Origin of the sequence: Collinsella sp. AM41-2BH, assembly GCF_003468085.1 — a bacterium.
Classification (GTDB): domain Bacteria; phylum Actinomycetota; class Coriobacteriia; order Coriobacteriales; family Coriobacteriaceae; genus Collinsella.
Genome location: NZ_QSGH01000002.1, coordinates 106,035 through 121,159, shown reverse-complemented (window position 1 = coordinate 121,159; position 15,125 = coordinate 106,035). Strand labels below are relative to the sequence as shown.

At 59.6% G+C, this 15,125-nt stretch carries 12 protein-coding genes; 8 read left to right on the top strand and 4 right to left on the bottom strand.

What is annotated here, in order from left to right; all coding sequences use genetic code 11:
* Positions 1 to 288 precede the first annotated feature (288 nt).
* Positions 289 to 930: a GNAT family N-acetyltransferase gene (locus DW899_RS01900; RefSeq protein ID WP_117746832.1), complete on the bottom strand. Its 642-nt coding sequence runs from the start codon at positions 928 to 930 to the stop codon at positions 289 to 291.
* A 265-nt stretch (positions 931 to 1,195) separates the two neighbouring features.
* Between DW899_RS01900 and purH the strand changes: the two genes are divergently transcribed.
* The 4 genes from purH to DW899_RS01880 all read left to right on the top strand — a co-directional run bounded on the left by purH (position 1,196) and on the right by DW899_RS01880 (position 5,663).
* Entirely contained in the window at positions 1,196 to 2,803 is a 1,608-nt protein-coding gene (purH, locus tag DW899_RS01895) for a bifunctional phosphoribosylaminoimidazolecarboxamide formyltransferase/IMP cyclohydrolase (protein ID WP_117799809.1), read from the top strand.
* 247 nt (positions 2,804 to 3,050) lie between these two features.
* The gene (locus DW899_RS01890; protein ID WP_233524937.1) at positions 3,051 to 3,758 is read left to right on the top strand and encodes a hypothetical protein; all 708 of its coding nucleotides are present in this window, start codon (positions 3,051 to 3,053) and stop codon (positions 3,756 to 3,758) included.
* A 180-nt stretch (positions 3,759 to 3,938) separates the two neighbouring features.
* Positions 3,939 to 4,610, top strand: a complete 672-nt coding sequence (locus DW899_RS01885; protein WP_117799808.1) for a response regulator transcription factor — start codon at positions 3,939 to 3,941, stop codon at positions 4,608 to 4,610.
* 9 nt (positions 4,611 to 4,619) lie between these two features.
* Positions 4,620 to 5,663 (top strand): sensor histidine kinase, encoded by a 1,044-nt coding sequence (locus DW899_RS01880; protein WP_117799807.1) that lies wholly within the window; start codon positions 4,620 to 4,622, stop codon positions 5,661 to 5,663.
* 221 nt (positions 5,664 to 5,884) lie between these two features.
* Here the strand turns inward: DW899_RS01880 and DW899_RS01875 are convergent, their stop codons facing one another.
* The gene (locus DW899_RS01875) at positions 5,885 to 6,322 is read right to left on the bottom strand and encodes a universal stress protein (protein WP_006235921.1); all 438 of its coding nucleotides are present in this window, start codon (positions 6,320 to 6,322) and stop codon (positions 5,885 to 5,887) included.
* 248 nt (positions 6,323 to 6,570) lie between these two features.
* On the opposite strand from DW899_RS01875, the gene DW899_RS01870 reads away from it, so the two are divergent.
* From DW899_RS01870 to DW899_RS01855, 4 genes are all read left to right on the top strand, one after another.
* Positions 6,571 to 7,551, top strand: a complete 981-nt coding sequence (locus tag DW899_RS01870; RefSeq protein WP_117799806.1) for an undecaprenyl-diphosphate phosphatase — start codon at positions 6,571 to 6,573, stop codon at positions 7,549 to 7,551.
* Positions 7,552 to 7,907: 356 nt separating this feature from the next.
* Positions 7,908 to 10,808, top strand: coding sequence for an ATP-dependent helicase (locus tag DW899_RS01865; RefSeq protein WP_117799805.1), 2,901 nt, complete (start codon positions 7,908 to 7,910; stop codon positions 10,806 to 10,808).
* A gap of 551 nt (positions 10,809 to 11,359) precedes the next feature.
* A complete protein-coding gene (locus DW899_RS01860; protein ID WP_117799804.1) occupies positions 11,360 to 12,298 on the top strand; it encodes a hypothetical protein in 939 nt (312 codons plus the stop codon).
* Positions 12,286 to 13,053: a hypothetical protein gene (locus tag DW899_RS01855; protein ID WP_117799803.1), complete on the top strand. Its 768-nt coding sequence runs from the start codon at positions 12,286 to 12,288 to the stop codon at positions 13,051 to 13,053. The genes DW899_RS01860 and DW899_RS01855 overlap by 13 nt, the downstream gene beginning before the upstream one ends.
* Positions 13,054 to 13,291: 238 nt before the next feature.
* Here the strand turns inward: DW899_RS01855 and DW899_RS01850 are convergent, their stop codons facing one another.
* Positions 13,292 to 14,224, bottom strand: coding sequence for a type I phosphomannose isomerase catalytic subunit (locus tag DW899_RS01850; RefSeq protein WP_369832229.1), 933 nt, complete (start codon positions 14,222 to 14,224; stop codon positions 13,292 to 13,294).
* A gap of 73 nt (positions 14,225 to 14,297) precedes the next feature.
* Positions 14,298 to 15,017, bottom strand: a complete 720-nt coding sequence (locus DW899_RS01845) for a GntR family transcriptional regulator (protein WP_117799801.1) — start codon at positions 15,015 to 15,017, stop codon at positions 14,298 to 14,300.
* Positions 15,018 to 15,125 lie beyond the last annotated feature (108 nt).

Here is a 15,125-nt window from a genome sequence, read left to right as displayed (position 1 = left end):
TTTGCACATAATAATGGGCTCCTAATGAGAGTACTTCTCGTTAGGAGTCCATTTTATTGAATATTTGGGGAGTTACGTCAGCTCGTGCAGCTGGTCGTCATGCCTATAAGCATCAAAAATGCCCCGAATCGCTACCACTAAAAAGGTAACATTACTCATATTTGATGTATTTTGACCACGGCTATCTACAAACCCCCTAGGCCACTCATTGGGGACAGACTTAAATGACTGGTTGTTGGGGATCAGTCATTGGGGACGTTCTTAAATGACTAGGTGTGGCTGCTTGGGCTAGGCTGTTAGGTCGAGTTCGTAGAGAAAGCTTTCGCGCGGCATGTCGTGACGACGCTCTTCGCGGTTGGCGCGGTGCGTGGCCGTGCGCTTAAAGCCGTGCAGCTCGTAGAACTTCCACGAGCAGTTGGAGTCGGTGTACAGGTGCGCCCTCGTCGCTCCAAGCGAGGACAGGTGCGAGACTGCGGCATCGAGCAGAACCGTGCCAACGCCCAGGCCATGGACATCGCGATCCACGGCAAGCAGCGTGACCTCGTTGTCGTGCGGCAACGGGCTGCTCTCGAGCAGGCGGTTGTTGGTTCGGATGGTTGCACGCACAAACGAGAGATACTCGGCGCAGGCATCAGGCTCCAGCTCACGCATCTGCGATAGCAGCGCGCGTTCGGTATCCATCCAATGTTCCTTAACGGTGGCGCCGGAGCTCTGTCCCGCACGCGCGAGCGAAATGCCACGCGCCTGACCGTCGATTACGGCAACCTGCGAAAACGTCGATGACGAAAGGCAATAGGCGAGGTCGCACGCGGCCTCAAGGCGGTTGTACTCATCGTTATCCGAATTGTTATGCCAAAGCTGCTGCAGAATCAGCGCGATGGCGTCGAAGTCTTCGGTATCAAACGGTCGGTAGAGAACCCGCGAGACCATGGTGCCTCTTTCTTTTGCGGATGCATATCGAGCACAGTTCTACCACGCTATTGGCATCTAATTATGGTGCCCCTGTGTTCCATGAACTCACCGTGCCCATCCCCTCCGCGCGCAAACTTTTTCTGCACATGCGCCCGTTGCGGGGTGCATCGATGCGCTCGATGCGCTACATTGAATCAGTATTTTCAATGCCGCTGCGCGAGCGCTACAGATCGACGTATCACCGACTCACAGAGCACGGCGGCGTACCAGACAGGAGGACTGCATGGGATCTGATGTGAAGATCGCACGCGCGTTGATCTCGGTTACCGATAAAACGGGTGTCGTCGATTTCGCACGGACGCTGGTCGATGACTTTGGCGTCGAGATCATCTCTACGGGCGGCACGGCTCGTGCCATCGAGGACGCGGGCGTTCCCGTAACCCCCATCGAGGAGTTCACGGGCTATCCCGAGATGATGGACGGCCGCGTTAAGACCCTGCACCCCAAGGTTCACGGCGCGCTGCTGGCCCGCCGCGATTCCGAGCAGCACATGCAGGAGGCCGCTCAGCACGGCATTAAGCTGATCGACTTGGTCGTCGTCAACCTGTACGAGTTCGAGAAGACCGTCGCCAACCCCGAGGTCACCTTTGCGGACGCCATCGAGCACATCGACATTGGCGGTCCCTCCATGCTGCGCTCCGCCGCTAAGAACGCTGCGAGCGTTACCGTCATCTCTGACCCGGCCGACTATGACGCTGTCCTTGCCGAGATGCGCGAGACCGGCGGCTGCACCACGCTTGCCACCCGTCGTCGCCTGCAGGTGAAGGTCTACCAGACTACCGCCGCCTACGATACGGCTATCTCCCGTTGGCTTGCCGCCCAGGCAAGCGACGTGGCGGACACCTCTGCCAAGCTCGAGATTTCGCTGGAAAAGGTCGACGACCTGCGCTATGGCGAGAACCCACAGCAGAAGGCCACGGTCTATCGTTTTGCCGAGGGCTGCGAGAACACCGCGAGCTCGCAGTTCCCGCTCGTGGGCTCCGAGCAGATCCAGGGCAAGCCGCTCAGCTACAACAACTATCTGGATGCCGACGCCGCTTGGAACCTGGTCCGCGAGTTCGACGAGCCGGCCTGCGTGATCCTCAAGCATCAGAACCCCTGCGGTTCCGCCGTTGCCGAGGACATCACGGCCGCCTACGACCGCGCTTTCGCCTGCGATCCCAAGAGCGCCTTCGGCGGCATCATCGCCTGCAACCGCGAGGTTCCCTTTGAGCTGGTTGAGCACTTCGCCGACCAGAACAAGCAGTTCGTCGAGGTCATCATCGCCCCGAGCTACACCGATGAGGCGCTCGAGCGCATGGCCAAGCGCCCCAACCTGCGCGTGCTGGCTACCGGCGGCGTGGACCACGGTGCCCAAGTGGAGCTGCGCTCCATCGACGGCGGCATGCTGGTGCAGGAGGTCGACCACGTGACCGAGGATCCCGCGACCTTTACGTTCCCCACCGACCGCAAGCCCACCGACGCCGAGATGGCCGAGCTCGAGTTTGCCTGGAAGGTCTGTAAGGGCGTCAAGTCCAACGCCATCTTGGTCTCCAAGGGTAAGGCCGGCATTGGCATGGGCCCGGGTCAGCCCAACCGCGTTGACTCCGCGCTGCTTGCCTGCGAGCGCGCCGAGGACTTCTGCGAGCGCGAGGGCGTGGAGAAGGGCGGCTTTGCTTGCGCAAGCGACGCGTTCTTCCCGTTCCGCGACAACGTCGACGTGCTTGCCGAACATGGTGTGACCTGCATCATCCAGCCCGGCGGCTCCAAACGCGACGACGAGAGCATCCAGGCCTGCAACGAGCATGGTATTGCGATGGTCTTCACCGGAGCTAGGCATTTTAGGCACTAGAGGCTTTCCCAAGCACCCGACCTTGCCCCTCAAACCGTCGCTTGCGTACATTTAGTACGCGGCGCTCCTCTTTCGGGGCAATCTCGGGCACTTGGAAAACCCTTAATGGGATGTTTCTCTATCCCATTAAACTGTTCGGTCGCCTGACCATATCGTCAAAATAATCTCTGCAAAAGACGGTCGCTCCGTTTGGAGGGCCGTCTTTTTGGTATAAGAGGACGGAATGACTAACACGAAAGGTACAACCATGCCCCAGATTGATGATGCCGAGTTGTTTGGCAATGCCGAGGATCAGCGTGCGTACGAGGACTTTTGCGCCAATCAGGAGGCGGTCGAGAAGTTCACGCTCGACAAGCCCGCGCTTATCTGCCGCTGGCGCATGTCCAACAAAAAGGTGCCCATGCTCAACCGTCACATCCGCGCGCTGTCCGAGCGTCTGGTGCAGGGCGAACCGCTTACCCATAACATGCTCAGTTGGGCCAAACAGCACGTTGAGTGGTCGCTTGCCGAGGGCGATTACACCGCGCGCGACGGCGTACTCATGCTGGTGATCGACATCAACGGCAACGCTGCCATGACGGTGGGGGAGTACGAGCCGCTAGCCGATACGTCGGCCAAGGCGCTGCGTGCCCGCTCCGCCGAGGCCCGCTCCGAGGCCGACGAGACCGGCGTGGCGCCCGAGCTACTTGCCGCCGTCAACGACGGGAGGCTTGCCTTTGTGGCGCCGGCGGACGAGTGCCTGTGCGGCACGGCGACCCTTATTGAGCAGCTGGCCCAGACCAAGGGCATCCCGGTCGCGCGCGTGGACATTCCCGCTCAGCTCAAGGGCGCGCTGTTCCTAGTGAGCGACGAGCACGGCGTGGTCCCCGCCGACGATACCGATGCCGCCGAGTCCGACGCCGCCACGGTCGCCTTCTTCGCCGAAGGCTACGAAAAGCTCCGCGCCCGCCGCTAAATGATTTTTCTGGGACGGGGATTATTTAATCATTTGATCCCCGCGCCCGCTGCGAGCGAGGGGCGATTCGAACGCTTTCGTTCGCGAACAGTTCTGTCATCTTAATGCCGCGCGAGGCGCGCACCGGCGACTTCGCGGCAATAATGGCAGTAAGACAACCAAGAGGGGGGAACGGAATCCATGGCGCTGATCTATATCGTTGAGGACGACGAGCCCATTCGTCGTGAGCTTGCCGATATCCTTGCCCGTGCCGGTTTTGAGGTCGAGGCCTGCGAGTCGTTCGAGCATGTCTCGCGTGACATCCTGGCCGCTGCACCCGACTTGGTACTGCTCGACCTGACGCTTCCCGTCAAAGACGGCCAGCATATCTGCCACGAAGTCCGCCGCGAATCCGAGGTTCCCATCATCGTCCTCACGTCGCGCACGACCGAGATCGACGAGGTCATGGCCATGACGCTCGGCGCGGACGACTTCGTTTCCAAGCCCTATAGCGCCCGCGTCCTCGTGGCGCGCATCAACGCGCTGATGCGCCGCACCACGGCGGCGGGCGAGCGCAGCACGCTCGTCCACAAGGGGCTGGAGCTCGACCTCGCCCGCTCCATGGTCACCAACACGCAAACCGGCACTAGCACCGAGCTCACCAAAAACGAGCTGCGTATCCTCTCGCTGCTTCTGAGCCGCGCGGGCAAGATCGTTTCGCGCTCGGCCATCATGCAGGACCTGTGGGACTCCGACGCCTTCGTGGACGACAATACGCTCACCGTCAACATCAACCGCCTGCGCACCACGCTCGAAAAAATCGGCATCAAGGGGTATTTGACCACGCATCGCGGCCAAGGCTATTCGGTCTAGGGGCCGGCTATGTCGTTTGGCAAGTTCTTTAAAGATGCACTGCTTCCCGTCGCCGTGTGGACGTGCGGCGTGCTGCTGAGCTACTTTGTGCTGACGGTCGCCGGCGCACCCGTTTCTATCGTGGTCGTGGCGGTTGGCGTGTCCTTTATCTTCGGTATGCTCGGCATCGTGATCGAGTACGCTCGCCGTCGCCGTTTTCTGCGTCAGTTGGAGCGCGCGGCAGAGGAGCTCGAGAGTCCCGCATGGGTGCAGGAGATGGTGCAATGCCCGACCTATGCCGAGGGCGAGCTCGAGTACGAGGTCTTGCGCCGGGTGGGCAAGGCGGCATGCGACGAGGTTGCCGAAGGCCGGCGTCAGACCGATGACTATCGCGACTATATCGAGAGCTGGGTCCACGAGGCCAAGCTGCCCCTGGCGGCGGCCCATCTGATTTTGGAAAACCTGGATGGCAGCGAAGACGACCTGTCGCGTGTGGATGACCTGGGTCGCGAGCTGGCTCGCGTGGAGCGCTATATCGACCAGGCGCTGTACTACGCGCGCTCGGAAGTCGTGGAGCGCGACTACCTGATTCGTCGCTGGGATCTCAAGACCTTGGTGACGGGCGCGATTAAAGCCAACGCGCGCGAGCTTATCGCGGCGCACGTGGCTCCGGTGTGCGAGAACCTCGACTTTGAGGTCTTTACCGACGAGAAGTGGCTCGAGTTTATTCTAGGCCAGCTTATTCAGAACAGCATCAAATATGCGCGCGAGGACGGCGCAAAGATCGTGTTTTCGGGCGCGTTGCTGGACGAGGGCCTGGCGAGCGAACGCATCGAGCTTACCGTCGCGGACAACGGCTGCGGCGTGAGCGCGGCCGACCTGCCGCGCGTGTTCGAGAAAGGTTTTACCGGCGACAACGGCCGCACCACCAAGCGCGCAACGGGCATCGGCCTCTACCTGGTGGCGCGCCTGTGCTCCAAGATGGGCATCGACGTCACCGCGGCATCCGAGCCCGGCGAAGGCTTCGTCGTAACATTCGCGTTTTCAACGAATAAGTTTCAATATTTCGAGTAACGCACGCGGCAGACGCCCACCCAAACAAAAACGTGCAGCCCAAACAAAACGTGCCACCCCAAACGGGGCGGCACGCTATCTTTTATCAGCCAACTCGCTGAAGTAAGGCTGCGAAGGCCGCGGGGCCGGGAGGGGTTTCCTAAGGGCACATCCCGCAGCCGCAACGCGGCGAGGACGTGCCCGTGGAAACCCCGCAGGCCCCGCGGCCGGTGGGAGCAACGCTACTTCACGACCAAAATGTCGCAGTCCGTATTGCGCAGCAGGAACGTCGAAATCGAACCCAGCAGCGCATACTTGATCGAGGACAGGCCGCGGGCGCCGCAGAGCACCAGGTCGGGCTTGACCACGTCGAGCATCTCGTCTTTGAGCGTCTCACGAATACGGCCGGCGCGAATCATGACTTCGACCTCGGGAATGTCGGGATTGGCCTTGGCCTCTTCGAGCTGCTTGGCGATGGAGTTCTTAAATGCCTCCTCTAGGCCGTTGACCAGATCGACCGGATAGGAACCGGCGCTCTCGAGCGCCGTGGAATCGATAACGTGGCCGATGATTAGCTTGGCGCCGTTGTTCGCGGCGACCTTGATGGCGCGTGCGAGCACAAAATCCTGCTGTTCAGTACCGTCGAGTGAAACAAATACCTTGGTGTAGCCCTCGTTCATGGTTTCCTCCTTGGTCTATCGCACGGGCACGGGGCTCGTGCATCGGGCGGGCGCGGGCGCGTTGGCCGCCGGACACTTTATCTTGTTGCAGTTATACCCAAGGATTTGGGTTTGACCGCTCGCAATTCTGTGAACGGGCGAGTTTTTTGGTAAGGGTAGGCGCAGGCGCGCCGCCAACGGTTGATAATAGGACATCGCCCGCACCGTCCGCAGAACAATATCGGCGGGTGTCTAACGAGGGGGTCCCTTTGGATATCATCGAGCTTTTAAAATCTGCCTTCATGGGCCTGGTCGAGGGCATCACCGAATGGCTGCCTGTTTCGTCGACCGGTCACATGATCTTGGTGGACGAGTTTGTCAAGATGAACGTGAGCGAGACGTTCTGGAACATGTTCCTGGTCGTGATTCAGCTTGGCGCCATTTTGGCCGTCTGTGTGCTGTTCTTCCATGAGCTCAATCCGTTCTCGCCCAGCAAGGGCAAGGAGGGCCGTCGCGACACCTGGGTGCTGTGGGGCAAGATTGTGCTCGGTTGCATTCCTGCGGCGGCGATCGGCCTGCCGCTCAACGACTGGATGGAGGAGCATTTCTACAATGCTCCCGTCGTGGCGCTGGCGCTCATTGTGTACGGCGTGCTGTTTATCGTGATCGAGAACTGGCGCGCAAACAAGCGCGAGGAAATGGCCGTTGCCGGTTCGTTTGGTTCGCGTGCTGTGGTGTCGGGTGGACGTCCCGCCGGTGCGCACTTTGCGGCGCCCGCCACGGCTACCGCTGAGGATGAGGACGATGACGAGAACCTGGACTTTGGCTCCATCGCCACGCTCGAGGACCTCAGCTGGAAGACTGCGCTGGGTATCGGCTGCTTCCAGGTGCTTTCGCTGGTGCCTGGTACATCTCGCTCCGGTTCTACCATCATCGGTGGCCTGCTTTTGGGCTGCACGCGCTCGGTGGCGTCTAAGTTCACGTTCTTCCTAGCTATCCCTGTCATGTTTGGCGCGAGTGCGCTCAAGCTGGTCAAGTACTTCATCAAGGGCGGCACGTTCGGCACCAACGAGATCGCCATCTTGGGCGTGGGCTGCGTTGTGGCCTTTGTGGTTTCGCTCATCGCCATCAAGTGGCTTATGGGCTTCGTCCGCCGTCACGACTTCAAGTGCTTCGGCGTCTACCGCATCATCTTGGGCATCGTGGTGCTCGCGTACTTCTTCGTCCTGGAGCCCATGCTCGGCCTGTAACTTGGTTGACGCTGCGCGGCGGCCAGAGCGACAACTTGTCATTCAAAGAGGGTGGCATGACCAAAAGGTCTATGCCGCCCTCTTTTCATGCCAATTTGTTCGCTCTGGCCGCCGCTCGCTACCGTTGCCATGACATCGGTGGCTCCGTGATTGGTGCATTGGGGGTCAGATTCCTTGCACCAACGTGGTGCAGACCAACCTGACCCCATTGCACCAAATCTGCCGGGGCGGGCCTGACGGTGGCGCACGGAGTCGCGGTGTGATTTGCGTCGGTGTCCGCGCGGCTCGGTATACTGGTACGGCTCAAACTATGGCGCTGCCCGCAGGCGCGCCGTCCGTCAGATGAGGAGTCGCCCATGACCCAGCCCCTGCCCTGGGAAAAGAATGCTGCGGTACCCGTGCCGCCCGCGCCGGAACCCGTGCCACTCGATGCATACACCGCCCCCGCTGCGCCGGAGCCCGAGCTCGTTCCGCTCGACATCTACGACGCTCCTGCGCCGGCACCCAAACCCGCCAAGCCGCTCGTCGACATCGACAGCCTTAATCCCGCCCAGCGCGAGGCGGTCCTGACCACCGAGGGCCCGTTGCTGGTGCTCGCCGGCGCCGGCTCGGGCAAGACCCGCGTCTTGACCTTCCGCATCGCACATATGCTCGGCGACTTGGGTGTTAAGCCTTGGCAGGTTCTTGCCATTACGTTTACCAACAAGGCTGCGGCAGAGATGCGCGAGCGTCTGACGGCACTCATCCCCAGCGGCACCCGTGGCATGTGGGTGTGCACCTTCCATGCCATGTGCGTGCGCATGCTGCGCGAGGACGCCGATCTGCTGGGCTACACCGGCCAGTTCACCATCTACGATGACGATGACTCAAAGCGCATGGTGCGTGACATTATGCAGGCGCTCGGCATCGAGCAAAAGCAGTTCCCCATCAACATGATCCGCAGCAAGATCAGCTCGGCCAAAAACGCCATGATCGGCCCCGAGGACATGCTCAAGAGCGCCGATAGCCCCAATGACAAAAAGGCCGCGCAGGTCTACCTGGAGCTGGAGCGCCGCCTGCGCGCCGCCAACGCGATGGACTTCGACGACCTGCTCGTGCGCACGCTCGAGCTGCTGCGCACCCGCCCCGAGGTGCTCGACAAGTATCAAGAGCGCTTCCGCTACATTAGCGTCGACGAGTATCAGGACACCAACCACGTCCAGTACGAGATCGCCAACCTGCTGGCCGCCAAGTACCAAAACCTTATGGTCGTGGGCGACGACGACCAGTCCATTTATAGCTGGCGTGGTGCCGACATCACCAACATCCTGGACTTTGAGCAGGACTTTAAAAACTGCAAGACCGTCAAGCTGGAGCAGAACTATCGCTCTACGGGTCATATCCTGAGCGCCGCCAACGCCGTGGTGCGCCACAACTCGCAGCGCAAGGACAAGCGCCTGTTTACGGCCGAGGGCGACGGCGAGAAGATCCAGGCCTTCCAGGCGAGCGACGAGCGCGACGAGGGCCGCTGGATTGCCGGCGAGATCGAGAAGCTGCATGCCAAGGGTACGAGCTACGACGATATCGCCGTGTTCTACCGCACCAACGCCCAGTCGCGTATCCTCGAAGATATGTTCCTGCGCGCGGGCGTGCCCTACAAGATCGTCGGCGGCACGCGATTCTTCGACCGCGCCGAGATCCGCGATGTCATGGCCTATCTCAAGATGATCGTGAACCCGGCCGACGAGATGAGCGTCAAGCGCGTCATCAACACGCCGCGCCGCGGCATCGGCTCCACTTCGATCCAAAAGATTGAGCAGCTGGCACGCGACAACCGTTGCTCGTTCTTCCAGGCCTGCGAGATCGCAACAGCCGAGACGGGCATGTTTAGTGCCAAGGTGCGCAACGGCCTGTCGAGTTTTGTGGCGCTGGTGCGCGAGGGCCGTCGCATGGACGGCGAGCTCAAGGATGTCGTCGAGATGATTGTCGACAAGACGGGCCTGCTGCAGGCGTTCCGCGCCGAGGGCACCATGGAGTCCGAGAGCCGCGCCGAGAACATCCAGGAATTCCTGGGCGTCGCTGCCGAATTTGAGGAGACGCACGAGGATATCGAGGGCACGCTCGAGAGCTTGGAAGAGCTGCGTGCAGCCGGTGTTGCCGATGTGCCTGTCAGTGCCGAGCCCGAGCCCGTCGTGGTGAGTGCGCCCGCGCCCGAGCCGGGGCCGTCCGCTCCGGCATCCTCGTTTGAGGCACTTGTCGGCGCTCGTGACGCCGCGGGCTCCAATCCGCTCGATAGCCTAGCCGCCCCGGCGCTCTCGCCGCAGGATGCCTTGGCCGCCGCCATCGCGGGCAACGCGTATGCCGTGCCAACAGAGCTACCGGCGGGCGCCGTGCATGCCGACGAGATCGAGCGCACCTACGGTCCGCTCACCTGTAAGGCACTGCCGGCACTCATGGAGTGGCTGGCCCTGCGCTCCGACTTGGATTCCCTGGCCGGCGAGACGCATGCCATTACCATGATGACCATCCACTCCGCCAAGGGCCTGGAGTTCCCGGCGGTGTTCGTGGCCGGCATGGAGGAGGGTATCTTCCCGCACGTGCACGACTTTGGCGGCAGCGATGACCCGGGCAAGCTCGAGGAGGAGCGTCGCCTGGCCTACGTTGCCATCACGCGTGCCCGTAAGCGCCTGTTCCTGACCTATGCGGCCACGCGTCGCACCTACGGCTCGACCTCTGCCAACCCGCGCTCTCGTTTCCTCAACGAGATTCCGTTTGAGGATATCGAGTTTAGCGGTATCGGTTCTGCCGGTTTTGAGGGCACGGGCTGGGAGAAGCGCGGCGACCGTCACGGCACCTTTGGCTCGGGCATGGGCTCGGATATGTATGGCGGCAAGGTGTTCGGTTCGCATACGCGCTCGACCGGCGGTTCCGGTTCGCGCGGCGGATCGAGCTTCGACGATTTCTTTGGTGGCAGCACCTATGGCACCGAGCGCCATCGCGGGGTTTCGCCCGACGCCGGCCGTGTTGCCTCGACCTTTGGTTCGGGCGCGCCGCGAGCTAAAAAGCCGTCGTCCAAGGTGTCGCCGACGGTGGAGCGCAAGGTCGATCGCGCCAGCGCGTCGCAGGACTTTGCCGCGGGCGATACCGTGAGCCACAAGACCTTTGGCACCGGTACCGTGATCTCGGTCGCCGGAGACATGATCGAGGTCCAGTTCGAAAAAACCGGCCAGACCAAAAAGCTTATGAAGGGCTTTGCGCCTATAGTGAAACTGACCTAGGCGGCTTTCCCAGGCACGGCACCTCGGCCTTCAATCGTCGGGCATGACCTCAAGGTCTATGCCCTCCTCTTTCAGGCCGATCTGCCGCACCTGGAAAACCCGTACATCCGGCTAGGCGGGCGTATAGGGCAACATCGCCTGCTCGGGCAGTCCTGCGCAAGGTGGAGAGCACATTAAGTGCTCTCCTTTGCGTGCGGAACTCGCGACCGACGTTGCCCTATACGCCCGCCCAGGTCCTCAGGTAGCGCAGCTTGCGATCGGCGCTCTGCTCGGTCGCTTTTTGGTCTGGAGAGCCGGGTGGGCTGAATAATTAGACATGGCAAGGGGCTCCCCCGTTGATGAGCGGGAGTGCCCCTTGTTGCGTTTGGGTTGTTACCTTGTGGTTTTGGTGATTGAACGTTTTATACTGTTCAGTATAATTTTAGATAGTAACTAAAACGTTAGTGAAATGAAAATGGTGATAGGGAGTGTTAATATCCTGTCCCCCGAAACGCATCTTCTCCTTAGAGCTCGCTATCGATCCAAGGCCGGTAGAGGTGCAGATTCCCCGTATGTATCTCGAGCGGTTTTCGCTTCATTTGGCGCAGCTTGGCACGTCTGAGCAAGGTGGCTTTATTGTTGCCGAGCCAAAAGAGCTGCCCAGTGTTATTTCGGCACGAAACATTGTTGATGCCGTGCGCAAGGTCGATGCTCGTCCGGTGGCAATTTGCTGGGATGCCATGGATTTGGGCTTTATGCATGCGCTGGCTTCGGAGGGAATTGCATATATTCGAGATGGGCAGAATACGTTTCTGCCGTTTATGGGTGCCTTCATTTCTGATGAGATACTGAACGCTCCCTCTGCAGCCCCGCTTTCACCCCAATCCCAGCGAGTCGTATTAAATTACATTGCAGGGCGATGGGTTGACTGTTCTGCCGGCGACCTGGCGCGCCTGTGTGGTAAAAGCGCGGCGAGCGTAAGCAACTATCTTTCAGAAATTGCCGCTATAGCTCCTGGATTGATTGTGCGGGATGGCAAAAAGCGTATATTGCACGACACCGGGTTGTCGACCGAGACGTTGCTAGACGGGTTTGAGGACTACCTTCGCTCGCCAGTTATAGAACGCATCCGGCTTAAGGAGGCAGTCGACAGGGTAGATTTGCGGGCCGTTGATGCGCTGCTTTCCGGCGTGTCTGCCCTTAGCTATATGTCCGACCTTGCTCATGATGGCTCTGCCCCAACCATTGCTCTCGAAAAGTATCAGCTAGAGGCCTTAAAAGAGCGTATGGGTGACAGATGGCTGGAGGCCCAGTGGTACGAATCGGCTGCTATCGAGATTGAGGTTTGGTCGTATCCCGTGGACGAGCCGTCCGATGTTAGCTTTGACACCGCGGGCCTGCAATGCGTTGACCCGTTTTCCTTATATGTTGCCTGCGCGAAAGCAGACTACAAAGACGACCGTCTGCTCGATGCGGTCGAACAGCTCAGGAGGACGATATGCCAAAAGTAAGGGGAATAGAGCGGTTTGCCGCTGCCATGAGCAATTGCGAGGGCGGCTATGTCCTTATTGGCGGAGGAGCCTGCAGCGTTCTATTTGACAGCGAAGGTGATTCATTTAGGGCTACCGAAGATTTGGATGTTGTTGTAATTGTTGATGGAAATAGCATCGAATTTGCCACTGCATTTTGGATATTTATCAAAATCGCTGGATACGAGATTGGAAAAGTCGGCGATGGAAAGTGTACTTACTATCGATTCCGTTTACCCGAAGGATCAAGGCAGGCCTTAGATTATCCCGGCCAAATCGAGTTGTTTGCCCGGCATCCAGACTTTACGCTTGAAGATGAAACGAGCGAAGTGGCTCCTCTATCCTTTGACGGAGCGATATCGAGTCTCTCTGCCATTATTCTCGATGATGGCTACTATGAGTTTATTCGTGATAACGCAACGAACGTAGGGGGCGTCACGTTGCTCGATGCACTCCATATCATTCCCCTTAAGATGCGTGCGCACATTGATATCAACAGAAGTTATGAGGAAGGACGTCGTTGCAATAGCATTGATCGACGAAAGCATCGTTCGGATGTTGCTCGGCTTGCTGGTTTGTTGCCGCCTTCGGCTCGTTTGGAGCTAACAGAGCAAATGAGGATTGACGCAGAGGATTTTTTTGCGGACTTTTCTTCTTATGTAGATCGGCAGACCAACCGTAAGGAAAGGACACGACTTCAGGACACGTTATCGTTTCTGGAGAGGGTCTATTTGTAGGCGTCGTGATTCGTTATATATGGCAAGGGGCTCTCCCGTTTGATGGGCGGGGGAGCCCCTTGTTGCTTTTTGATTGTCGTAACTAGCCAGAGGCTCGCCGGGACGGGCGCGGGGTTTGGCCGATCGCGAGTTCCGCACGAGCCGGAGAGCACTTAATGTGCTCTCCGTGCGAGCGGGACTGCCCGAGCAGGCGACCAATCCCCGCGCCCGTCCCGGCGAGCGCTCGGGGATCGATGACTTACAGGTGCGAGATGATCAGTTCCATCTTGCCTTCGAGGTCGATGGAGGTGACGGTGCTGGGGGCCAGGAGGTGGCTTCCCTTGTGGACGGGGTCGCCGCAGACGGTGCCTTCGCCGTCGATGACCGACAGGCACATGAAGGGCCAGCGCTGCTCGAGGGTCTTGCTGCCGTCGACGCGCACGCGATCGACGGTGTAGCAGGGGTTGGACTCGAGCTCGGTCACGCCGTCGACCTCGGGCGCGGCCACGGTGCCGTCGGTCGGCGCCTGAACATCAAAATCGATGCAGTCGAGGCTCTGCTCAATATGCAGCGGGCGCAGCTTGCCGTCGGTGCCGGGGCGGTCGTAGTCGTACAGGCGATAGGTCACATCGCTCGACTGCTGCGTCTCCAAAATGAGCGTACCGGTCTTAATAGCGTGCACGGTACCGGAGTCAATCTGGAAAAAGTCGCCCTTGTGAATCGGCAGCACGTTGAGCATGTCGTCCCAGCGGCCATCTTCGATCATCTGCGCTGCCTCGGCGCGGTCCTTGGCGCGCTGGCCGACGATGATCGTGGCACCGGGCTCGCAGTCCAGCACATACCAGCACTCGGTCTTGCCCAGGCTGCCGTTCTCGTGCTCGGCAGCGTACTCGTCGTTGGGGTGAATCTGGATCGAAAGGTCGTCCTTGGCGTCCAGAATCTTAATGAGCAGCGGGAACTCCTTGCCCTCGCAGTTGCCAAAGAGCTCACGGTGCTCGGCCCACAGCCACGACAGCGTGTGGCCGGCATACGGGCCCTCCGCAATCTGGCAGTCGCCGTTGGGATGGGCCGAGATGGCCCAGCACTCACCGATGGGACCCTCGGGAATGTCGTAACCAAATACGGTTTCGAGCTGGCGGCCGCCCCAGATCTTCTCGTGGAAGATCGGCGTCAGTTTAATCAAATCGGACATGTTCATACCCCCATGGTGTTGTGCGGTTGCCCACTCTAAACGAGCCATAACGAGCGCCCGCATGACTACAAAACTATGCCAACGTTACGTTGTGCAGCTCAAAGCGGTCACCAACGTTGCGCGAGATCGAATGCTCAAAGGCGGTGCCGCTATCCAAAAAGCCAATCTGGTTGAGCTCGAGCAGGGGAGAGCCGGGTTTGGTGTCCAGGCGCTCAGCCTCTTCCTCGGTTGCCGCTACGGCGCGAATGGTGCGGTGGAAGCTCGAAATCTTCAGCCCGCATTGCTCGCGGATGAAGCTGTAGACCGATCCATACAGGTCTTTCTTTTTAAGGCCCGGAATCAGCTCGAGGGGCATGTAGGTGTACTCGATAACGATGGGCTTCTCGTCGACCTGGCGCACGCGCACGATGTGATAGGCAAAGTCATCCTCGGCAATTCCCAGCTGAGTCGCAACCTCTGCCGGCGGATTGACAATCGAGAAATCGTAGACCACCGAGGTTACCTTCTCCCCGCGGTGCTCATACGAAAAGCCCTGGGCGCGGTCGTTCTTGCCCTGGAAAAACGCCTTGTCGGGAAGCCCCGCCGTGTCTTTAACGTAGGTGCCCGATCCGCGCCGGCTGGTAACAAGACCCTCTTCGGTGATCTGCTCGATAGCTCGTTTGACGGTGATTTTGGAAACGCTATAGAGCTCACAGAACTCAACGACGGTGGGTAGCTTGTCGCCCGGTTTAAGAGCGCCATCCTCGATGCTTCGACGGATATCTGCAGCTATCGCCTCGTATTTGGGAATCATGGAACCTCCTTTCCGACATATAAGAATACGCAAGTAAGTATAACCCACAACGAGGCACCCATATTACTTTTATATAAGAAGTCCGAGAAAGAAAAAACAAAAAGACGC